General features: G+C 33.1%; 23 protein-coding genes and 1 rRNA gene. 21 read left to right on the forward strand and 3 right to left on the reverse strand.

All coding sequences use genetic code 11. From position 1 onward, the window contains the following. Window positions 1–216 precede the first annotated feature (216 nt). Both mutL and purE read right to left on the reverse strand, forming a co-directional pair. Window positions 217–2046 carry a DNA mismatch repair endonuclease MutL gene (gene mutL / locus ABWU65_RS05350; RefSeq protein ID WP_353280413.1) on the reverse strand — a complete coding sequence of 610 codons (1830 nt, stop codon included), beginning with the start codon at window positions 2044–2046 and terminating at the stop codon, window positions 217–219. After that, window positions 2046–2546: a 5-(carboxyamino)imidazole ribonucleotide mutase gene (purE, locus tag ABWU65_RS05355; protein ID WP_213863892.1), complete on the reverse strand. Its 501-nt coding sequence runs from the start codon at window positions 2544–2546 to the stop codon at window positions 2046–2048. The genes mutL and purE overlap by 1 nt, the downstream gene beginning before the upstream one ends. An 852-nt stretch (window positions 2547–3398) precedes the next feature. Here purE and ABWU65_RS05360 point away from each other — a divergent pair. The 9 genes from ABWU65_RS05360 to ABWU65_RS05400 all read left to right on the forward strand — a co-directional run bounded on the left by ABWU65_RS05360 (window position 3399) and on the right by ABWU65_RS05400 (window position 8908). After that, entirely contained in the window at window positions 3399–3695 is a 297-nt protein-coding gene (locus tag ABWU65_RS05360; protein ID WP_254230038.1) for a helix-turn-helix domain-containing protein, read from the forward strand. Between the two features lie 60 nt (window positions 3696–3755). After that, on the forward strand, window positions 3756–4148 hold the full coding sequence (rpoZ, locus tag ABWU65_RS05365; RefSeq protein ID WP_353280414.1) for a DNA-directed RNA polymerase subunit omega: 393 nt from the start codon (window positions 3756–3758) through the stop codon (window positions 4146–4148). Between the two features lie 29 nt (window positions 4149–4177). Beyond that, window positions 4178–4423: a monovalent cation/H+ antiporter complex subunit F gene (locus ABWU65_RS05370; RefSeq protein ID WP_012481980.1), complete on the forward strand. Its 246-nt coding sequence runs from the start codon at window positions 4178–4180 to the stop codon at window positions 4421–4423. Between the two features lie 6 nt (window positions 4424–4429). Next, window positions 4430–4702, forward strand: coding sequence for a monovalent cation/H(+) antiporter subunit G (gene mnhG / locus ABWU65_RS05375; RefSeq protein WP_254229897.1), 273 nt, complete (start codon window positions 4430–4432; stop codon window positions 4700–4702). 11 nt (window positions 4703–4713) lie between these two features. Continuing rightward, window positions 4714–5238 carry a DUF4040 domain-containing protein gene (locus ABWU65_RS05380; protein ID WP_010404272.1) on the forward strand — a complete coding sequence of 175 codons (525 nt, stop codon included), beginning with the start codon at window positions 4714–4716 and terminating at the stop codon, window positions 5236–5238. Next, window positions 5231–5650 carry a Na(+)/H(+) antiporter subunit B gene (locus ABWU65_RS05385; protein WP_353280416.1) on the forward strand — a complete coding sequence of 140 codons (420 nt, stop codon included), beginning with the start codon at window positions 5231–5233 and terminating at the stop codon, window positions 5648–5650. The genes ABWU65_RS05380 and ABWU65_RS05385 overlap by 8 nt, the downstream gene beginning before the upstream one ends. Then, a complete protein-coding gene (locus ABWU65_RS05390; protein WP_012481982.1) occupies window positions 5647–5949 on the forward strand; it encodes a cation:proton antiporter subunit C in 303 nt (100 codons plus the stop codon). Before ABWU65_RS05385 ends, ABWU65_RS05390 begins: the two co-directional genes overlap by 4 nt. A gap of 139 nt (window positions 5950–6088) precedes the next feature. Next, a complete protein-coding gene (gene rpoD, locus ABWU65_RS05395; RefSeq protein WP_007302441.1) occupies window positions 6089–7987 on the forward strand; it encodes an RNA polymerase sigma factor RpoD in 1899 nt (632 codons plus the stop codon). A gap of 777 nt (window positions 7988–8764) precedes the next feature. Further along, window positions 8765–8908: a hypothetical protein gene (locus ABWU65_RS05400; protein WP_007302443.1), complete on the forward strand. Its 144-nt coding sequence runs from the start codon at window positions 8765–8767 to the stop codon at window positions 8906–8908. 708 nt (window positions 8909–9616) lie between these two features. On the opposite strand, the gene ABWU65_RS05405 is transcribed toward ABWU65_RS05400, so the two are convergent. Further along, the gene (locus ABWU65_RS05405) at window positions 9617–10234 is read right to left on the reverse strand and encodes a hypothetical protein (RefSeq protein WP_012481984.1); all 618 of its coding nucleotides are present in this window, start codon (window positions 10232–10234) and stop codon (window positions 9617–9619) included. Window positions 10235–10387: 153 nt separating this feature from the next. On the opposite strand from ABWU65_RS05405, the gene ABWU65_RS05410 reads away from it, so the two are divergent. The 12 genes from ABWU65_RS05410 (at window position 10388) to ABWU65_RS05465 (ending at window position 22825) form a co-directional block, all read left to right on the forward strand. Next, window positions 10388–11891: ribosomal RNA gene (locus ABWU65_RS05410) — 16S ribosomal RNA — on the forward strand. A gap of 102 nt (window positions 11892–11993) precedes the next feature. Further along, window positions 11994–12365 (forward strand): succinate dehydrogenase, cytochrome b556 subunit, encoded by a 372-nt coding sequence (gene sdhC, locus ABWU65_RS05415; protein WP_012481985.1) that lies wholly within the window; start codon window positions 11994–11996, stop codon window positions 12363–12365. Then, window positions 12362–12727, forward strand: a complete 366-nt coding sequence (gene sdhD / locus ABWU65_RS05420; RefSeq protein WP_012481986.1) for a succinate dehydrogenase, hydrophobic membrane anchor protein — start codon at window positions 12362–12364, stop codon at window positions 12725–12727. Before sdhC ends, sdhD begins: the two co-directional genes overlap by 4 nt. Window positions 12728–12803: 76 nt before the next feature. Next, window positions 12804–14039, forward strand: coding sequence for a hypothetical protein (locus ABWU65_RS05425; protein WP_254229902.1), 1236 nt, complete (start codon window positions 12804–12806; stop codon window positions 14037–14039). A 118-nt stretch (window positions 14040–14157) separates the two neighbouring features. Continuing rightward, on the forward strand, window positions 14158–15459 hold the full coding sequence (locus ABWU65_RS05430; RefSeq protein WP_265025131.1) for a sugar phosphate nucleotidyltransferase: 1302 nt from the start codon (window positions 14158–14160) through the stop codon (window positions 15457–15459). 116 nt (window positions 15460–15575) lie between these two features. Beyond that, window positions 15576–16805, forward strand: a complete 1230-nt coding sequence (locus ABWU65_RS05435) for a lipoprotein-releasing ABC transporter permease subunit (RefSeq protein WP_264682600.1) — start codon at window positions 15576–15578, stop codon at window positions 16803–16805. Next, a complete protein-coding gene (locus ABWU65_RS05440; RefSeq protein WP_264682601.1) occupies window positions 16798–17529 on the forward strand; it encodes a hypothetical protein in 732 nt (243 codons plus the stop codon). The genes ABWU65_RS05435 and ABWU65_RS05440 overlap by 8 nt, the downstream gene beginning before the upstream one ends. Further along, window positions 17526–18746 carry a tetratricopeptide repeat protein gene (locus ABWU65_RS05445; protein ID WP_264682602.1) on the forward strand — a complete coding sequence of 407 codons (1221 nt, stop codon included), beginning with the start codon at window positions 17526–17528 and terminating at the stop codon, window positions 18744–18746. Before ABWU65_RS05440 ends, ABWU65_RS05445 begins: the two co-directional genes overlap by 4 nt. A gap of 166 nt (window positions 18747–18912) precedes the next feature. Next, complete coding sequence (atpG, locus tag ABWU65_RS05450; RefSeq protein WP_353280418.1) at window positions 18913–19785, forward strand: ATP synthase F1 subunit gamma; 873 nt, start codon at window positions 18913–18915, stop codon at window positions 19783–19785. Between the two features lie 18 nt (window positions 19786–19803). Further along, on the forward strand, window positions 19804–21138 hold the full coding sequence (locus tag ABWU65_RS05455; protein WP_264682603.1) for a TldD/PmbA family protein: 1335 nt from the start codon (window positions 19804–19806) through the stop codon (window positions 21136–21138). Between the two features lie 174 nt (window positions 21139–21312). Beyond that, window positions 21313–21564 (forward strand): cold-shock protein, encoded by a 252-nt coding sequence (locus ABWU65_RS05460; RefSeq protein ID WP_007302456.1) that lies wholly within the window; start codon window positions 21313–21315, stop codon window positions 21562–21564. Window positions 21565–21616: 52 nt separating this feature from the next. Beyond that, window positions 21617–22825, forward strand: coding sequence for a DEAD/DEAH box helicase (locus tag ABWU65_RS05465; RefSeq protein ID WP_007302457.1), 1209 nt, complete (start codon window positions 21617–21619; stop codon window positions 22823–22825). The last annotated feature ends 16 nt before the right edge of the window (window positions 22826–22841 follow it).

Below are 22841 nucleotides of genomic sequence, written 5' to 3' on the forward strand. Positions count from 1 at the left end.
AGTTGTATATTAATTATTAACATAAAAGACAATGCCTGGGATTTAGGAAACTTAATTTTAATCAAGTAGCTGCGTAATAAATCATTGTCAAGTGATGGAATGACATTATCTACTATGCAAATTACCTGCAAATTGCAATGTTCAAACAATTGTGTATCTGAGTTTTGAGATGACGAAACTAGGGTTGTATAATCTATACATATTTGTGATAACTTCTCACCTTCGCTCAAATAACTTTTCAATATCGCTTAATTTCATTTCTATATAGGTTGGCCTTCCGTGATTACATTGTCCAGAATAAGGTGTCTTTTCCATTTGCCTCAATAATTCATTCATCTCCTCCAATTTCATCTTTCTGCCTGCTCTTATTGATCCATAACAAGCAATTGTGGCTAGTATTTTATTCACCTTATCCTCTATAGGTAATATATCTTCTATTTCTGTTAGTCTATCCACTATATCAATGAGCATTCTCTTTGTGTCTACTGTTCCTAAGATTGCAGGCACTTCTTTTACTATGATCTTATTTTCTGATTTAATTTCAATCTCAAAACCCATCTCAAAAAGTTTATCTTTATAAGTTTTAATCATCTCCATTCCAGCTTGATTTTTGATTTCAACCATTTCAGGCAAAAGAAGTTTTTGTCTTTTTATACTTGATTTCTCCTTTAAGCACTCGTATAATAGTCTTTCATGGGCTGCATGCTGATCTACTATAATTAGTTTGTCTCTTACCTCGGCAATAATATAAGTATTGTAGATTTGACAGTGTGCAAACCCAAGTGGATAGTCCCTTATTAGATCGGTTTGTTTCTTTTCCAAAATTGTAGTTTCCGCTCGCGGAGGAGATTTTTGCATACCAGTATAATCAAACGATTTTGAATGTTCTGATAAGCTTTTTGTCTCTATATTTGGAGAAGTAAATTCTCTCATTAACTGGTTTTCAAAAGGATCAGACCTTCTTCCATAAAATTCATTTTTAAGACTAGACCTACTAAAAGGATCTGATGATAGATGATTCCTTGTTATCTCAGTCTGGCTCACCACAGTTTCTGCAAGATCTATTCTCTTTGATAATACTTTTATTAGCCCTCTTCTCACTATTTCATATATTAGCCTCTTGTTCTGAAACCTTACCTCTGATTTATTTGGATGCACATTTACATCTACTTGATCATACGGTATCTCTAAGTGCAACGCTGCAAAGGGATATCTATTGCTTGGAATAAGGTCGTGATACGCATAACGAATTGCACCAATAAGTAGATTATCTTTAATTGGTCTACCATTAACAAATGTATAGATCTGAGTTGAATTGCTACGATTGACAGTAGGTTTGCAGATATATCCTGTAAGCCTAATACTGTCTTCTTCTTCAAGAATTTCAAGAGAGTTTTCATGAAATTCTTCTTCTACTTCGCATAGCCTGCTAAATAATGAGTTCTGCTTAGCATACTTAAGAAGCTTCTTATTATCGGAGATAAGAGTAAACTCAATTCCATAATTGATCATTGCTAAGTTGTTTACAATATCAACAATGCTTTGTGTTTCTGCCCTTTCGGTTTTGAGAAATTTTAGTCTATTTGGTGTGGCAAAAAATAAATCTCGTACTTCAATATATGTTCCTATCGATAAAGGATAAGGAATAAGCTCTCCTATTTTTTCTCCCCCCTCATACCTTATAGACCATGCTTGATCTGCTTTGCTTGCCTTAGATGATAATTTTATTCTGCTTACTGCTGCAATTGAAGGCAAAGCTTCTCCTCTAAAGCCAAGATGCTTGATCTCTATCAATTCACTGTCACTCAATTTTGAAGTAGCATGGCGCATAAACGCAAGTTCTAAATCATCCTTTTTTACTCCGCTACCATCATCGATTACAGTAATGAGGTTACGCCCACCACTTTCTATCTTAATTTCTATCTCTGAGCTTCTGGCATCTATTGCATTTTCCACTAATTCCTTTACCACACTTGCAGGCCTTTCTATTACCTCTCCTGCTGCTATACGATTTATGGTTTTTGTATCTAAAAGAACTATTGCCATTATAATGTTGGTTTTTCTTTTACTGCTTTAGTTTGCCCCTCTCTCCATTTTTTTAATCTATCTGCAATTTCACTATTAGAAATCGACAATATAGATGCAGCGGTAATAGCGGCATTGCATGCTCCACTCTCTCCTATAGACATTGTTGCAACTGGAACACCTTTTGGCATCTGCACTATAGATAATAGACTATCTAGCCCATTTAATTGCTTGCTATGCACAGGAATACCGATAACAGGTAAATAAGTAAGCGATGCAGTCATACCAGGTAAATGAGCCGCTCCTCCCGCACCAGCTATAATAACCTTAAAGCCTTTTTCTTGAGCAGACTTAGTAAAATTAAAGAGTCTCTCTGGTGTTCTGTGTGCGGATATTATAAATACATCATGTGAAATTCCCAATTCTTTTAATAGGTTAATAGCATGCACCATAGTGCCATAATCCGACTCGCTTCCCATAATTACAGCAACATCCTTTTTCATTTTTTCTGTATTAGACATGATTTTATTTACTAACCAAATAGTATTTCAGAAGCAACAGATATTTAAATTAAATTACGAATATGATATAGCATTCTTATTAAATAGAAACTTTAAAAATTGAAATGAATCCCTATATTAAAATATAGAGGTATAAATTTCGGATATAAGGGTCTATTCATAATCTTTTTAGAAGCAAAGCGGTGGAAGCAAGAAGACGATTTGTAAGCTAGTATTGAATTTTGCTTATCACAATTGTCTACACTTTTCTATAAGAGTATTAGAGACTTACCTTTTGACAATACGGCAAAGATTTCTACAGTTACATCCTTTTATTTGTTTCTTTGCAATTACTTTTTTATATATATTTCAAAACACTTTCTTTACTTCCGCTATGTTTTTTACTTCATTTATTAAAATAATCTTGCCATTTTGAAAACATTGTTGATTCACTGAAGCCACTTTTTAGGACCTGTAACACTATATAAAATATATCCTAAATCTTCTTGATTTTGTTTCTTTCTACAGAACTCTACTCAGTTTTTCTCCTACTCATCTTGCTCTGTTTTCATAATTTACATACTCTATCTCCGGTTTATTCCTTTCTTGAGATCATGTACAGTCTCTAAAACGAGTTTGTAAAATGATTATTTCTGTATTTTAAACTTTGCAATTTCAACTTATTCTCTTTAATAGTAAGTTTTTTACAAAATAATAGTTTGAAATTACTAGTATTTTGATAAAAATTATAGTCAATTTAAAATTTTGAGTATCAGATAGTTATTGACAAGTTATATACTATTAATATATTGGTATATTAAATATTATGATATAATATTTAATAAAGCTAGTTGGTATGTGAGAGTAAAAATTATGGAAATAATATCATTAAACAATCTGGATAGTGAAGCAATAAAAAAAAAATTGCTGAGCATAATAAGTAAAATTATAGGAAAAAATACTTGGACTCAAGCTTGTGCGGCTGAGAAACTTGGTATTGATCAACCAAAGGTGTCACAAATTAAAAGTGGTAAGATAAGTGGTTTTTCTTTAGAGAGACTGTTAGGTTTTTTGAAAAAGCTTGATCATGAAATAACAATTACAATAACAGAAAATCAATCAGTAAAAGCTAAAGAAGAAAAAGTAGAATGTAGAATTGGATCTCAATAGATCTGAAGTTGACATCTTATTTTTTGTGATATAGTATAAAGCTTATCAAGGTGGTATTTTATGGTTGAGTCTATTGTAGAAAAGTGTGTAGAACAGGTACACAACCGTTTTAAATTGGTTCTGCTAGCAAGTCAAAGAACGCATGGTTTGAGTACAGGGGCAAGCGATCCCGTTGAAATGGTTAAGTTTAAAGATCATAAGGATACGGTAGTTTCTTTATATGAAATAGCGGAAAAGAAGGTGAATACTCATGAGTTGTTTAACCTTTTGGTGAAAAGGTGCAAGGAGCACATGAAAGGAAACACAGATAATACTTATATTAATAGTCCAAGTAAGCTAGCAAATTTGTTAAATTTTTCTGATCATCAACTTAACACAAGTCTGGATGTAAGTCAAGAAAGCCACGATGATGAAATAGATGATCAAGATAGTGGTGAAGAAGTACCGATTTAGAAATCTACAGAGGTTATAATAGTTTATAAATGATTAGTATTGCTATCTATGTGCTTTTGTTCTGTATGAGTGTAATGTTATGTTGTATAGTATTTAGGTCAAGTGACGTTTACAATAAGATTTTAGCATTCAATAATTTATCAACACAATTAGTTTTACTCATAACAGCAATATCGATTGTTCTGAATGATTTTTTTTTAATTGATATAGCATTACTATATGCTAGCATCAGCTTTATATCAACTATAGCGCTAATGAGATTAATGTTGTTTTGATAATTTATGGTAGCATCCATTCTCATATTTTTAGGTGTTTGTTTAATAGTCATTTCAAGCGTAGGAGTAGTAGTATTTCCTGATTTCTATACTAGACTACATGCTGCAGGTATTGCAGATTCTAGTGGCGCAATGTTGTTGTTGATTGGTTTTTCTTGGCAAAATGAATTTTCAATCAATACTATTAAAGTTATATTATTGATTTTTATAATATGGATAGCCAATTCAACTAACAGTTATATTTTAGCGCGTACTTATTATAAAAGTAAAGACTATTAAAGAAGGTTAAGATGCTAGAAATACTGAATCTAATATTACTTTTGCTGTTACTCACGGTTACAGTTTTTATAGTTCTTTCGAAACATTTGGTTGTAAGTGCTGTTCTAATGTGTGTATTTAGTTCACTTATTGCACTTATGTACTTGATTATGAATGCGCCAGATGTTGCAATTACTGAAGCTTCTGTTGGTGCAGGATTGAGCACAGTCTTTACGTTTGCAGCACTCTCTTTGGTAAAGAATTACAAAGCAAATTTATCTCATAGCCCCACAACACTTTTTTTTATGTTATTTTTGACTGCATGTTTATCATACTTTATGATTCAATTACCAGATTTTGGCAGTCATAATGCTCCAGTTCACTTGCACGTTGCTCCTTACTATGTAGAAAATACTGAAAAAGCTATTGGTATTCCTAATATAGTGACAGCTGTTTTAGCAAGCTTTCGTGGCTATGACACATTTGGAGAAACTATAGTAGTTTTTACTGCTGCACTTTGTATAATGTTAATATTAGAAGAGAAAGAAAGTGATTAAAGATCCGGTATTAAGTGCAGTAACATTTTTGGTGATACCTTTTATCATTTTTTTTGGTTTATACATACAGTTTCATGGTGACTATACTCCAGGTGGAGGTTTTCAGGCGGGAATAATTATTGCTTCTGGGATAATATTATATTCTATGTTATTTGATATACCTACAACTTTAAAAGCAATACCTTACTCTATTATCAAATTTACTAACGTACTAGGTATTTTAACCTATGGAGGAGCTGGTATTATAACAGTTTTATTTGGCCAAAATTTTTTATCCTATAGTATATTGTCAGCTGATAGTAGAACAGGTCAAAAATTGGGTATTTTCTTAGTGGAGCTGGGTGTATTGCTTACCGTCTCTTCTTCCATGTTAATCATATATATAAATTTTGCTCGCAAGAAAAAACAATGACTCTATATAATTATGTAGGCATTACTATATTAATGGTGCTAGGTTTCTATATCATTGTAAATGATAAAAACTTAATCAAAAAAATGATGGGATTAAGTGTCTTACAATCATCTGTTTTGTTGTTTTACATATCTTTAGGGTATGTAAAAAATTCTTTACCTCCTATATTGACTTCAAATTTTCACTTATATACCAATCCTATACCTCACGTCTTAATGCTTACTGCTATAGTGGTTGGAATTGCAACATTTTCAGTTGGATTGTCCATATTAGTAAGAATAGAGAGATTAGTTGATTAAGAAGAATGTGAATAAATTGATAGTATCTTAAACTATATGAAGTAGCAAGTAACTATAAATTAAGAATAAAACTATAAGCTTGCTAATTGTAAGTTTATTTGATAAATAAGAAATAAAATTATAAACTGTAAAGGTAATGATGTCAACTATTAATGGTACGGAAGATAGGAAAAAGATCATCAAAGATCTTGTAACCAAAAGTATAAGAAAGGGCGGTTTTATCACTTTTGATGATATAAATGATAAGTTGTCAGATGAAAATTTTTCAACTGATTTTATAGATGATACTATAGCTTTATTGCAAGACTCTGGAATTAACATACTCGAAAGTAGTGAAGATGAGGAAGAAGCTCCTTCTAATAATGATGGTAATAAGCTTGATGATGATGAGACATCGTTGAATACTACTACAACTTTAGTGCAAAACGATGATCCAGTAAGGATTTATTTACAGGATATGAGCTCTGTAAAGCTTTTGTCACGAGCAGATGAAATTAAGATAGCAAAAAAAATTGAATCTGAAAAGCATAACATGTTACGTGCAATAATTGAAACATCAGTGGCATTCAAAATAATCAAAACATGGCGTGATGATTTAAGTGGTGGAACTTTTTTACTGAGAGAAATTATAAATCTGGATGCAATTTATAACTCTGATTTCAATATGGTAGACAAAGAAGAAAGTGAAGCTGAAGATGTTAGAGATTGTGTTAATGATGAGGAAAAAGGTAATGATGAAAAGGGAAATGAGAGTGAAGACATAAGTTCAGCTAACTTAAATATTTCTGTTCTTGAAATGGAAAGTGATTTATTGCCAAAGGTTATCACGGCATTGGATGAGATCATTGCTTTAACAAATGAAGCATTGGTATTGAAAAAAAATTCTAAAGATTTCTCTAATGAGCTAGAAAATTTATATAATCAAATATGGTCTGTAGCATTACAAATTCAGTTTAGTGATGCTGCTATTACCAGAATTACACAAAAACTTTACGAAATAAATAGACTAATCACGTTTGAAGAAGCTAATCTTATTACTGAAGCTAGAAAGTACGATATTGATAGAGAAAGTTTTTATAATGTTTATGATGATGTGCTTTTAGAGCACGAGTTTAGTGAAATAAGTTTTCTCAAGATTAATGAAAATCAATCTCTTTTTACAGGTGAATTAAAAAATAAATTCTTAAGGTTTATAAACGATAGCTATGAGTATATAGCTAGTGCCTTAAGCAATATTAAGAGTTATGTACAAGGAGATAGAGTTCAGGAGTTTAAGAAGGTAATCAAGAGAATACAGAAACATGAACAAGAAGTCTCTCAAGCAAAGCAAGAAATGATTAAGGCTAATTTAAGGCTGGTGGTTTCGATTGCTAAAAAGTATTCAAAAAGAGGCCTTGATCTGCTTGATTTGATACAAGAAGGTAATATTGGTCTTATGAAGGCTGTGGATAAGTTTGATTACAAACGTGGGTATAAATTTTCGACTTATGGTACTTGGTGGGTAAAACAATCAATCACTAGGGCAATACCTGAACAGTCTAAAGTAGTTAGAATACCAGTACATATGGTGGAAATTATCAGTAAAATCAACAAAGCATTAAGAAAGATGACTCATGAAATGGGTAGAGAGCCTACATTAGAGGAATTGAGTATAGAATTGGCGATGCCGCTAGAAAGAATACGCAAAGTTATGAAGATAGCAAGAGATCCGGTAAGTCTTGAAGCTCCAACAGGAAAGGATGATAGTAGTACCTTCGGTGATTGTATAGAAGATAAGCGAGTTTCTAAACCAGAGGATGCTGCAATACTTGCCGACTTGCGTGGTATTACGACCAATGTTCTTGCAACTTTAACACCAAAAGAAGAAAGAATTCTAAGGATGCGCTTTGGCCTTGGTAAAGATGGAAAGGAGCATACCTTAGAAGAAGTAGGAAAAATTTTTAATGTTACACGTGAAAGAATTAGGCAAATAGAGGCAAAAGCACTACGTAAGTTGAAACATCCAAGCCGTGCTAAAAAACTTAGAGGTTTCTTTTAAGGCAGAAGGGCTGCTCAAAAAATAGGTAAAATTCAGCCAAAGTTCTATAATTTCACCCTATTTTTCTTTTTTTATAGGCTTTATAGAGCAGTATGATTAGATATTGAATGTTATGGCAAATAAAAATAATAACTCTAATTCAAAGTGTAAAAATTTTTGTGTTCTGGGTGATAGTTTATCTGATAATGGTGTAATTATTGAAATTTTAATAACTTATCCTTTGTAAGAAACGTGAAACTTAATGCCCCTTTTTATTAAGGAGGATTTTTAGCAATGGCCTTACTGTTGTTGAATATGTATCAAAGTATTTAGGTTTAGAAGAATTTAAGTCATCATGGAGATGCTCATTTTTTGATCGATACTATGAACAGCAAGGTCATAACTATGCGATTTTATATGCAACAGCATCTGAAATTCTTAACCCTATTTTTTCTTATTTCCTCAATAAATTTCGTTTAGCTGATTAACTAAACGCAGTAATTAAACATCATCCAGACGTAGGTAAAGGAGATTTTATTTTTCATTATAATCGAGGAAATAATATTATGGGTGCCACTGCTTATAACAATGTTAAAGCAGAAAAAGTATTGAAATAAAGCGGTTAGTGAAATATGTAATGCATTTGGTTCTAAATGAATATGGTGTAAAGCATGTGATTGTTGCAAATGTGACTGAGGTTGGTTTGATACTAGCTTTAATAAAGACGAAAAGCAAGAGAGCTGGCTGCAACAGCTTACACAGAGTTTTAATACAAAATTAGCTAATAATTTAGATTATATGAAGAAAGGTGCAGATCTTGAAATAAAAGCATTCGATCTTAACTCTAAAATGAAAAGTATGCTTGGTAAATATAAGAGCAAAGGGTTAAATGATCGAGATGCATACCTATCAAACATCGTAGACCAGTTTAGGGTAGGGTGATTTGGAAAAAGTATAAAGATACTCTTGTTGATATTTAAAGGAAGGCTTGATACTTACTATAATTCTGGATGCAGCACAGAAATACTAAAGGATTATTTCTTTTTTGATTATTTTTATCCAACTGCAGAACCTTGTTGTGAAGTTGGTAATGAAATGTATGAGTTGATAAAAAATTAGATTTCTTTTAAACATCTTTACGGTTTGTAGTAACTATCTGCGTAGCTGAATGGTAAAGGGAGGGGGGTAAACAAAATAATCTAAAATATAGAGAAAATACAACGGTGCTTGATACATACTATTGCGATTTTATCCTCTTTTTGTCATTTTAGTGCTAGAATGACATTCTGCTAGTGAAGTTTATTCTTTGATATATTAACTATAAATATAGAGAAGTCTTACTAAATAAAAAGGTAAAAGGAACCTCTGAGTAGTGAAATTTTGACTCTATATTGCTGTAAGTGGTGCTGTAATAATGTTCTAACAAGCGCGACTTGGCTGAATATAGAAAAAATTTAAAAAACCGCTATAATTTTATGTAATCTACCAATAAACACCTAAGTTTTTACTGGATTTTGTGATTGATCCTACAGTCAAAAACAAATTTTGAGTCATAAATACTTTTAGTGCCATAATAAAATAGGGAGGTTTGTCAAGTAAAGTTCTTTATTTCATTAAATGCGCTGCCAAATTGTTATGCAAGCAAGTTTTTTAGTTTTCGTATATCCGAAGTAATTCTTGTGCATTGGCCTTGATTAGAGTCGGACATTCTCTATCATTTAATAATGAATGCAATATTTCAATTGCACCTTTAATGTCGTTACTGTGTATCTTTACTATAGCGATAGCTTCTTGGCTTGAATAAGGGTACACTGCATTTGATTCTAAATTACTAATTTTATCTCTATTTGTTTTTTCACCGCTGGAGTGAAGTAAGCTCATTACTTCTAAGTATTGTGCTAACTCACGTAAAACATCAGGAGCATCTTTATCGTCTGCCAAATCATTATAAATAATAGATGCTGTGTCTGTTGGCATTGAATCTGAGATATGATTGAATGCGCGTTCAAAATTTGCTAAATACTCCCAATGTGAATCTATTTCTTCTAGCAGCGACTTATTATCTTTTTTTAAGAATAATACTTCGTAAAACTTGTCACCTGCAGTTATAGATTGTTTTGTGTTATCAATGTTGCGCAATAAGTATAATGTGATGCCAACTAACATTGGCGCAAGTGTAAGCAGAAAGATGTATTTTTTCATGTTAATATTCCAAATAGTTATATATTTATACATTAATGCTTTTGATTTGCAAAAACATATTGACATAGTGATTATATCACATAATAATATCCTTAAAGTTGTTTGAATAGTTGGAGATTAAAATATTTCTAAAGTAGAAATAAAGACAGCAGTATTAAGCTAAATTATTTTTTGTCGGATTTATCCGATGTACCCTCAACCTTTTATAGGTTGAAGTCTAAATTTGAGAGTTTGATCCTGGCTCAGAATGAACGCTGGCGGCAGGCCTAACACATGCAAGTCGAACGGAGTTATATTGTAGCTTGCTATGGTATAACTTAGTGGCAGACGGGTGAGTAATGTATAGGAATCTACCTAGTAGTACGGAATAATTGTTGGAAACGACAACTAATACCGTATACGCCCTACGGGGGAAAAATTTATTGCTATTAGATGAGCCTATATTAGATTAGCTAGTTGGTGGGGTAATAGCCTACCAAGGTAATGATCTATAGCTGATCTGAGAGGATGATCAGCCACACTGGAACTGAGATACGGTCCAGACTCCTACGGGAGGCAGCAGTGGGGAATATTGGACAATGGGCGAAAGCCTGATCCAGCCATGCCGCATGAGTGAAGAAGGCCTTTGGGTTGTAAAGCTCTTTTAGTGAGGAAGATAATGACGGTACTCACAGAAGAAGTCCTGGCTAACTCCGTGCCAGCAGCCGCGGTAATACGGAGAGGGCTAGCGTTATTCGGAATTATTGGGCGTAAAGGGCGCGTAGGCTGGTTAATAAGTTAAAAGTGAAATCCCGAGGCTTAACCTTGGAATTGCTTTTAAAACTATTAATCTAGAGATTGAAAGAGGATAGAGGAATTCCTGATGTAGAGGTAAAATTCGTAAATATTAGGAGGAACACCAGTGGCGAAGGCGTCTATCTGGTTCAAATCTGACGCTGAAGCGCGAAGGCGTGGGGAGCAAACAGGATTAGATACCCTGGTAGTCCACGCTGTAAACGATGAATGTTAAATATGGGGAGTTTACTTTCTGTATTACAGCTAACGCGTTAAACATTCCGCCTGGGGACTACGGTCGCAAGATTAAAACTCAAAGGAATTGACGGGGACCCGCACAAGCGGTGGAGCATGTGGTTTAATTCGATGCAACGCGAAAAACCTTACCACTTCTTGACATGAAAATCATACCTATTCGAAGGGATAGGGTCGGTTCGGCCGGATTTTACACAAGTGTTGCATGGCTGTCGTCAGCTCGTGTCGTGAGATGTTGGGTTAAGTCCCGCAACGAGCGCAACCCTCATCCTTAGTTGCCATCAGGTAATGCTGAGTACTTTAAGGAAACTGCCAGTGATAAGCTGGAGGAAGGTGGGGATGATGTCAAGTCATCATGGCCTTTATGGAGTGGGCTACACACGTGCTACAATGGTGTCTACAATGGGCTGCAAGGTGCGCAAGCCTAAGCTAATCCCTAAAAGACATCTCAGTTCGGATTGTACTCTGCAACTCGAGTACATGAAGTTGGAATCGCTAGTAATCGTGGATCAGCATGCCACGGTGAATACGTTCTCGGGTCTTGTACACACTGCCCGTCACGCCATGGGAATTGGTTTCACTCGAAGCTAATGGCCTAACCGCAAGGAAGGAGTTATTTAAAGTGGGATCAGTGACTGGGGTGAAGTCGTAACAAGGTAGCAGTAGGGGAATCTGCAGCTGGATTACCTCCTTAGGCTTTGTACGTAATTCACCATTTCAAATAATAGTGTCATTATGTACTATACTGCTGTCTTTACTTCTACTTTATTTTTTAATTTCTCGATAACGAAATTTTATGAGTAACAGGCCTCTTTCCCCACATTTACAAATATATAAAGTACAAGTTACTAGTTTTTTTTCTATTATGCATAGATTGACTGGTATCTTGCTATTTCTTTTATTAATCATACTTTCTTGGTATTTTATATTATATGTTTACTCCCCTAAGTTAATTATAGTAAGGTGCTTAAATGCATTATTGTTCACTCCTGTTGCTAAATTAGCTTATATCTTATGCTTTGTAAGCTTTATGTATCATTTTCTCAATGGTATTCGTCATTTATTGTGGGATGCTGGGCTTAATTTAGAAATTGCTAGTGTTTTAAAAAGTGCTATATTACTAACAATAATGCTATTTCTTTCTACTATGGCTTTTATATTTATATGAGTCAATCTGTAAATTCAGTACATCATTGGTGGATCCAGCGTGTTTCTGCGGTGATTTTGTTATTTTTATTTCCTTGGTTTATTTACTCATTTTCTTGCACATTTTATGTTGATAGCCCTTTATCTTTTAATGAAAAATTATTTCAGGCTATTAATCATCCACTAGAGCTTTTGTTTTTTGTTATACTGGTGTTTTGCATTTTTTGGCATGCAGTTCTTGGAATGCAGGTAGTGTGTGAAGATTATATAGACAGCGTACTTCTAAGGATTTTTACAATTACATGCATAAAATACTTATCAAGCATTACTTATATAGTCCTTGCTTTTACGACTTTTTTCTTTTATAGGCATATTTTCTTGTAAAATTGTTAGTTCTGTGTTAGTATATTATTAGTTTACTAATTTTATTATTGAGCTATAGTGATTTTGGTTTGACAACATGTTTGGAGTGTTAAAAAAAGGAGTAGCAGACTTTACGCTTAAAGCAAAAGGTTTATTTGCTTCATCTGAATCTCAAATTTATGTCAAGGATCTTAGAAAGGTAATGACATATACAGATGGAAGAAAATGCAAATATCCAAAGAATTACGATCAGATTGTAAAATCTGGGAAAGTTGTAGAAAGTAAGAATAGTAATGATGAGACTATATATAAACTTTTGTATGGCAAGAAAATTTTTGAATTAGCTTTTGTCGAGAAAATGGATGATAGGTCCTATTTTACCATTGACTTTTTAGTTAATCGTAATCGGGAAAAAAACAAGGATGTTAAGCATTATGATGGCTACTATAAACCATTTGAGTTTTCAAAAATCGATCTTGAAAAACATATTCCAATTTTTGAAGCTAAAAAAACTAATGATCCTAAATATCCGTTTGAATTAACTCACTCTTCTGTGCTAATGAAAAAGGTAAAAAATGGAGAGGGTAAAGTTCAGGGAGTTGTTGATGAAAAGGGAAGAAATGAAGAATTACTATACACTAGTAATTATAAAAAATTAAGCACTAATTTTTCAGAAATTAGAGATCAAAATGGTAGTCTAGAGCTAGATAAAAGTCTGATATCTGTTCCTATTGTTTTTGCTGCGGGTTTAGCTAAGATTTGTGCTAGACTCCTGACTTTCATTCCTATAAAATTAGGAGAGAATTTGATAGCTAGAAAAAATCGAGTTGCAAAATCTTTTGGTTATCTTTTTTTCACTTCTGCAGTGGTAGTAAAAAATTTAGTAAATATGGGAGCTACAATACTTAAGGTTCCAATTTTATTATTTGTAGCAAATGAGAAAAAGTATGGTGATGCTTATCTTACTATGTGGAAACACCAATTGAAAGAATGTTGGAAAGAAATAAAAAGCGACTTTAATGTTGTTACAAATGGGGAAAGGCCAAAGCCGAAGAAGAAGGATCATAAGCCACTCAGTATAGTGGGCACATGGGATGAGCTTGACGCTAGAAGTCCAGGTATTGAAAGAGAATTGGAAAAGGCGCTGAATAAAAGTAGTGAAAGTATAGATAAATCCAGAGAATCAGGTGTTGGAGAAAGCTTAAAGGAGAAGCCGCAAAACAAAACTGATAAAAAAATAGCTGCAGCCGTTAATCAAAAAAGCAGCACTCCTCATATTGATAGAGAGATAGAAAGAAGACAAGACTCATCACGAAATGTAGGGATTCCATAATGCTCGTAGTCAACCATCACTTTAAATTACTTTTTACTTTAATCATCTCACAATAAAAACTTGCATGCATTTTGCCGTTAGTATAAGATATTAATCAAATAATTAATATCTTAATTAAATGCGCCCTGTAATACTGTGTGGTGGTAGTGGCAGCAGACTTTGGCCTCTATCTAAGCCAAAGCAATTTCAGAAAATATTTAGTCAGAATACTATGTTTCACAACACTTTGTTGAGGCTAAAAGGCGATTATATGCCACCCATCATTACTACAAATATACAATATGAGTCATTATTGATGCAGGAATTACATGCATTACAAGAATGTAAAGTAGTTTTTGAACCAGTTAAAATTGGGACAGCGGCAGCAATACTAATTGCTGTGCTTCTCTGCGATAGGAACGAGACAATCTTAGTTCTGCCTTCAGACCATTTTATAGGTGATTTGAATAGTTTTTATGTTTCTATTGAGAAAGCGTCTAAGCTAGCCTCTGAAACTGACTCTATAGTCACTTTTGGGGTAAAGCCTCATGAATTCAATTCTGAATACGGCTATATAAATGCAGTGTATGGTCAGAAAGAAAAATGTCATATAGTAAAAGATTTTACAGAAAAACCCGAGCGTAAGGTAAGTAACGATCATTATTGGAACTCTGGAATATTTGTGTTTAGAGCAAAACGCTATATAGATGAGATAAAAAAAATTGCTCCGACTCTCTATAATTTATGTTGTGAAAGTATGAAGCATTTTGTATCACGAGAGAGATTTCTGTATTTAGAACAGCAAAATTGTGCAGGAATGGGTGATACATCTATTGATCACCTAGTGATAGAAAAAGCAGAAAATATTGTAATGATAGAAGCCAATTTCGATTGGATGGATGTTGGCACTTGGGGTTCAGTTTTAGAGTTAAGTAAGAGATTTAATAAGAATTTTGAGTCGTTTCAAGCTGTAATCAAAGGAAGAGAGCCAGTTTTGATGACAGAAAATGATGCAAAAAATTTACTAGGTAGAGTTTATAAACGGCCAAGTAAGAGCCTAATGTTGTTCATTAATAAAGTTAAGGAAGTAAAGCCAATAAGGAAAGAGATTAAGCCATGGGGATTTTATAGTGTAGTTTTAATGGGCAAGGATTTTCTTATAAAATACCTTTTTATAAATCCACTGAGCTGCACTTCTAAGCAATTTCACCACTATAGAGATGAGTACCATATAATACTATCAGGGGTTGGATGCGTGAGTTTAGATGACAAAACATATGCTATAACAAAAAATCATGTAGTAGAGATTCCAAGGAAGGTGTTTCATAAAATTGAGAATAAAAGTACAAGATTTCCTCTTGAGATAGTTGAGTTTCAGGTAGGAAAGTTTTTATCTGATAATGATATAGTAAGATTGGACGATATATATGGAAGGTCTTAATATAGAACATTGAATATATTCTATAAGCTTGCTAAATTTAGACAACCTCATTTGAGGTAAAGGAAAAATTACAGTTATATGAAGCATAAAAAGTATGATATTTAAATCTTAGTATAATGTCTATTGCCTTTGAATTTACTATGGCTATTCGTTATTTGCGAGCAAAGAATTCTAGATTTTGCTCTATAATGGCCTTGTTTTCTATTATTGGTATTGCTCTTGGAGTTGCAACGCTAATAGTAGTAATGTCTGTAATGAATGGGTTCAGAGCAAAGCTGCTCGACTCTGTACTTGGCATTAATGGCCATATTAATGTTTACTTTGATAGAAGCATAAATTCAGATTACCACGCAGTGTTAAAATCTATTGAGAAAATCCCAGGTGTATTAAAAGCTACTTCTATGACCAATGATCAAGTGATCGTTGCATCAAATGGTGGAATTGTGGGTAGCGTAGTCCGTGGTGTGTCAACTAAAGACTTACTTAATAATACTACCGTTAAGAATAATGTAATTATGGGTAACGTGGAAAAATTCGATGAAGGTATCATAATAGGGGCAAGATTAGCAGAAGCTTTGAATATTGATTATGGTGATAACATTATGCTTATATCACCTGAAGGATTTGACGCACTGTCTGGTGAAATACCAAAAATGAAAGAATATAAAGTTGTAGCAATATTTGATATGGGTATGTTTGAGTACGACAATACCTTGATGTATATGCCCATGAAATCAGCTCAGGCTTTTTTTAATTATAAAGATAGTGTGAGAAATATAGAAGTGTTCATAGACGATATTGCTGCGGCTAATAAGCTAGCAAATGCTATAGTAGAAGAAACAGGAATGAAAGCTGAAAGTTGGCAATCTCAGCAAAGCCATTATGTTAATGCTTTAAAAACTGAAAGAAATGTGATGTTTTTAATTCTTACTTTGATTATAGTTGTGGCAGCATTCAATATTGTTTCAAGTTTGATGATGATAGTGCAAGAAAAGAAATCCGTAATTGCAATTATGCGTACGTTTGGTGCAACAAGTGGAAGCATTATGCGCATATTTTGTGCTTGTGGGCTGTTAATTGGTTTTACAGGAACTTGTCTTGGCTCTGTTATAGGAGTTATTTTTTCTCTCAACATTGAAAATATTAGAGTGTTTTTAGAAAACATTACCAACATCAAGCTATTTGATCCTATGATATACTTTTTTTCAAGTTTGCCAGTGATATTAGTTTCTCAAGATGTAGTGAACATTTCTGCACTTGCATTGTTCTTGTCATTTTTAGCAACAATTCCTCCTGCATTGCAGGCAGCTGCACAAGACCCAGCGGAGATATTACGTTATGAATGATACTCGAAAAAAATGCATAGGTTGGTTCTTAATTATATTGTTATTTGTTAGCCATATTGCAATAAATAACATAATATTTTTCAAAATAAATCAGCAAGAAAGTGAAAATAGTATAAATGGTTTAACGGAAAAGATGGATGAACTTAGAGTATTGCTTGAAGTGAATCAATCTAGGGTAGAGAAAAGGATATTTGACTTAAAGAGAAATCTGCACACTCAATGTGAGCAAGGTGATGGTAGTTTAAGGCATAAGAACCTCGCAAAGTTGCTGCTACTTGTGATTAAGATGAAGAATTCGTTATTGCGAGAAGCCAAGTTTGATAATCATATAAATTCAATAAAGCCTTTGATATCAGAGCTTGACGATCCAGAGATAGAAAATGCAGTAAATAAATTGGAAAATTTGAAAGAGTTAGATACTTTACGCGGGTTGAAATTGTCTTTTGAGAAGAACATGACTGTTATTAACTACAATAAAAGTAACTTGTTTAAAAAAATCATTTCAAATTGGATAAAGATAGATGATCGTAGTGATCCACTCAGGTTAAAGCTTGCGGAAATTGAAGAATTAATAAGCGATAATGATTGGCAGAGCATAGCCACCGCAATAAGTGACTTAACATACCCAGAATTCAAGCCATGGCTTAATAAATTGAATGATTTTATTGTAGCTTTCAAGAATACTTCAATAATATATCATCACTTATTACAATACATCTCATGATTTATTTTATAATTTTTGCTTTTTCGTTTTTATTTGGTATATGGATCAAGGTAAGTGGTGAAGTAATAAAACTGGAATTAGGCAATTACACTATAAGTGTTGATCTATATTTCGTTATTCTTTCTTGCGTAGTCTTATTATTTTTATTGATAGCAGTTGCACGTTTTTGTTCTTCTATTTCATCAACATTTGCTAACATAAAAAATAGAAGAAGAAGTAGGGAAGAATTGCTTCTCTTTGAAGCTTTCTTTAGCTTAGACTTAGGTAATATAGAGAACACCAATAAGCTAATTAAAAATCTAAATGAAGAAAGTGATAAATTATCTTTAGTAAAGCTCTTTAATTCAGGTAAAACGGGAAATTACAGCTTTTTCAGCCATAATTTAACGAGTATTGCAAGTAAAAATCGCAACTTAGCTCTACTTCTGATCAATAAACTGATTATTCACCTAAAGCAAGAAAGGTTAGTCTTTCAAAAATTTATAGAATATTGCTCTAGTTCAATTAATGATAAAATTTTGTCTATTCCCTTTCAAATAGAGCATTGTATATTGCAAGAAGATTGGATAAATGCAATTTCAAAGTTAAAGGAAGCTATCAAATTCAATATTTTTCTTCCCTTTGATCGTAAAAAGATGTTAGCGGTTTTTTATTGCGCTTTAGCAAAGCAATACGAAAGTAAAGGAAGTTTTTACAAAGCTATAGATTATTTAGCTAAAGCACAAAGTTATTATGCAACTTTTCAGCCCATCAATTATTTAAAGGCAGAATTATATATCAAGCTTGAAAAAATCAGAAAAGCTTCCACAGTATTAGAGGAAGAGTATAGAGTAAATCCTACTCCTCAATCAGCTAGAATGTATATCAAGTTAAATAATAAAGGCGCTGAAAGACTATATAACTTACGCCCTGATTATTATTTTAGTTATTGCTTGCTTGCTTTGTCTTCAATTAGCTTAGGGAAATATGATCTTGCAAGTCAGCATTTAGATATTGCTATGAAAAAAGCTAATTACATATCAATCTACCTTGTTATGGTACAGCTCAAGATTATGTTGCAAGAGTATGATCAAGCAATTTATTGGTTAAACAGGATGGACTCAGAAGCTGTGCCTGATCCAGGTTGGAAATGTGCTGATTGTAATAAAGAGCTAAAGCAATGGGATTATAAGTGCTCAAGTTGCAATAGTCTTAATTGTATTTACCTTATATTATAAGACTCCATAAGGTTTGATACTTTTACATCGAGATTGCTTTAATATAATCTTTATCTCAAAACAGTAAATCTGTGAGTTTCTTAGTTAGGTTTGACTCCAATGTCAAAAAAACTTGTCTTTAGACATTACCAGTTATATATTTTAATAAATTAGAATTATATACAAAATGAAGAGCTTAAAGGAATTATCCTTAAGAATTAAAAATATTAAGTCTGTGCAGAAAACCACGAAAATAATGCAAATGGTTTCTGCAGCAAAATTATTACAAAGCCAAAAGAAATTATCAAATTCAAAATTGCATATATCTAAGCTGCATAGCATTATTTCTTCACTAGCGCTATCAGCGGATCAAGAGTTACTAGCAAGAATTCTAAATATCAATAATGAAGATTCTTTCCTAGTATTTATTATTGCATCTGATCGTGGTTTATGTGGCAGCTTTAACTCCTCTGTTGTTAAATTCAGTCAGGAGCATATAAACAAATTAATTGCAAATGATAAGAAAGTAGACATTGTTTTTTTTGGTAAGAAAGCTTTTGAGACAGGCAAAAATAGATTTAATTCTAAAAATATCTTGAAGGTTGAAAATAGTAAGGGAATCACACTAAAGCGTGTGGAAGCCTTGGTTAGTGATATAGATCTAAGTAAATACAATAAAGTTAAGGTTTTTTACAGTAAATTCTATAATACCTTCATGCAAAAGCCAATATTAGAAACAATAAAACCATGGAGTAAAGACTCATTATTAATTGATAATTCTGTAGTTAGTCCTCTAACAGATTACAGCTATGAGTATGAACCACAAAATATTGAGTTTATTTTAAAATCTTTGACTCAAGATTATGTTACAGCTGCTCTTTATTCTGCTTTACTTGAAAGTGCAGCAAGTGAAAATAGTGCTAGGATGGTTGCTATGGAATCAGCAAACAGAAATACAAAAGAAATGCTAAATGAACTAGCATTACTTTATAATCGTTCTCGTCAAGCAGCAATTACAACTGATTTGATTGAAGTTATAGGTGGTGCAGAATCTTTATAGAAACTCAAGGAATGAAAAATGAATATATTAAATATTGCAGCAGATATCACTAAACTAATAAAAAAGCAGAATCAAGACGCAGAAGTTACAATATATGAAACTAATAAGACCTCGGTTTCTCAGCGTCTATCAAAAATTGAACAAATATCACAATCTAGAAACTGTACTGTCGGAATTAGAGCTATAGCAGGTAAGAACAAAGCTGCGTATATTTCCACAAACGATTTGAATAATCTTAGTAGTGCAGTGAGCCAAGTGGTGGAAATGGCAAAGAATGCCCAGGAAGATCCTTATATTAGTTTTGCTGTAGATGGCAGTAATTATATCTCTTCTGCAGATTTAAATATCTCAGATAATAATGTTGTAACAATTGATAAATTAAAAGAAATTACTGAAGCTACAGAAAATTCAGCTCTTGCACATAAAAATATTATTAATTCCGAAGGAGCTTCATCTTCACATACTTCAGTAAATACAGTATTATCAACCGTTTCTGGTTTTGTTGGTTCATTTAGTAAGTCAACTTTTGTTAATCAGGTTTCTGTTGTTGCTGGAGAAAAGAGTGAAATGAAAATAGGCTACGATTACGATGTAGCATGCAACTTCAGTGATTTAAAAACACCGGAGTCAATAGGGAAAGAAGCAGCAAAAAGAGCAATAGATCAATTGGGTTCATGTACAATCAGGACAGGCAAATTTCCGGTTGTTTTTGAAAAAAGAGCAGCAAAAGAGCTAGTAAAGAGCTTTGCTTCTGCCATAAATGGTAGCAATATTGTAAATAATAGCTCTTTTTTGAGAAATAGTTTAAATAATCAAATTTTTAATACTGAGATTAGCATTATTGATGACCCATTGTTACCAAGGGGTATAACATCAAGACCGTTTGACGGGGAAGGAATAATGAGCAGAAGAAATGAATTTGTAAAAAATGGAGTACTACAAAACTGGATTTTAGATCTATATTCGGCTAGGAAATTAAACTTGGAAACGACCGCAAATGCAACTCGTGCAAGTAATGCTGCAATTATTCCTTCAGCTAGTAATTTCTATTTCAAAAATGGTAATAGATCGTTTAAGGAATTAATTGAGGAAGTAAAAGAAGGAATATATGTAACTGATTTATTTGGTTTTGGTGTTAATTTAATCAATGGCGATTATAGTCAAGGTGCATGCGGATTTTTTATAGAAAATGGTAAAATAACGTATCCAATACACGAGATTACTGTTGCCGACAATTTGAAAAATATGTTTAGCAATTTAGTTGTTGCAAATGACCTAACTTTCTGTGGGCAGTTTAATTCACCAACGATTAAAGTTAGCGAAATGACAGTAGCAGGTTCACTTAGTGATTAAAAATTTTAGTTGCATTAAGTACAATAATTGTGTACTATTACTATGTAATGTTAAGAATAGACTATGGAGTATAGAAGTTTAGTTGCAGTAACTAAGCTTAAAGCATTCTAAATCGTAATTTCAAAGTTTTTCATCACATTAATAATGTTAGTTAGTAGTTTAGGAGTTATCCATATGGAATTTGGTAATATAAAATGGTTTAATGTTGAAAAAGGCTATGGTTTCATCAAGCCAGAAGGTAAAGGTGAGGACGTTTTTGTACATGTTAGTACATTAGAACGTTCAGGAATAAGACCTGATGAACTTCGAGGAGAGGATAAAAAGAGAGGAATGAAAGGGGAAAGAGTAAGTTATGAGCTTAAAGAAGAGCGTGGTAGGAACGGAGAAGATAAAAAGTCTGCAATAAATTTAAGATTGGAAGATTAGTCTATCGTGAAGCTTTTTAATAGGGTAATGTATTGTGAGTAATTTTCATGAAATGGGGCTTCCAACTTTGCTTAGGCAAGCTCTAAGTAAAAATAATCTTTGTGTTCCAACCCCGATTCAGGTGCAAGCGATTCCTCTAGCTCTTCAGGGCAAAGATATTCTTGGGTCTGCTCAAACGGGAACTGGAAAAACCTTAGCGTTTGCTATTCCACTGGTTGCTAAATTGATGAATGAGCCAAGCATTGGTTCAGCTTTAGTCATCGTGCCAACCAGAGAGCTTGCTCATCAGGTAACAAGTGAGATAAGAAAACTCTTATCTCAAAGTTCTTTACTAAGAGTTGCTTTGTTGATCGGAGGCGAGCCTATTTTTAGGCAGCTAAATCAGCTTCAGAAAAAACCACAAATTATAATAGGTACTCCTGGTCGTATTATAGACCATATTGAGCGTAAAACTTTAGTTACTCGGAATGTTGGTATTCTTGTGCTTGATGAGACGGATCGTATGTTTGATATGGGCTTTGGAATTCAGATTGAAGAAATTATGAAGCATTTGCCTAAAATAAGGCAAACTCTTATGTTTTCTGCAACTCTTCCTGGAGAAATAGTAAAACTTACTGAAAAATATCTTAATCAACCAGAGCGTGTTTCTGTCGATTGCCAGGCTACAACTTCTGTAAAAATTAAACAAGAAGTTGTTTATGCATCAGAATCAGAAAAATATGGCAAGCTTGTTACACAATTATGTCAGCGCAAAGGATCAATCATTATTTTTGTCAAAACAAAGCGAGGAGCGGATCAGCTAGCTGACAAATTGCACAAAGATGACTATAGCGCTTTGGCAATTCATGGTGATTTAAGGCAGCACAAGCGTGAAAGAGTCATTGATTCTTTTCGTCGTGGCCGCAATCAAATCATGGTTGCAACAGATGTTGCTTCTCGCGGTCTTGATATTCCGCACATTCAACATGTTATCAATTATGATGTACCACAATCGCAAGCTGATTATGTTCATCGTATAGGTAGAACTGCACGTGCGGGAGCTGAAGGATTTGCATTATCTTTTGTTACACCTCAAGATAAGAGAAGACTGCCTGCACTAGCAGATAAAGAAGGAGAGCCAAATTTTGATTGTAGTATGCAATCTCAAAAACGTAACAGCAAAAAGATCTTTAAAAGGCCAAGTACGTTAAAGGCTAAATACGGTAGAAAAAAGATCAATGTATTTAAGAAGAAAAGCAGAGTACTAGAAAAAGCGTATTAATGTACTTAACTATTCT

The sequence above is a fragment of the Wolbachia endosymbiont (group B) of Silvanus unidentatus genome (genome assembly GCF_964028615.1).
Taxonomy (GTDB): Bacteria; Pseudomonadota; Alphaproteobacteria; order Rickettsiales; family Anaplasmataceae; genus Wolbachia.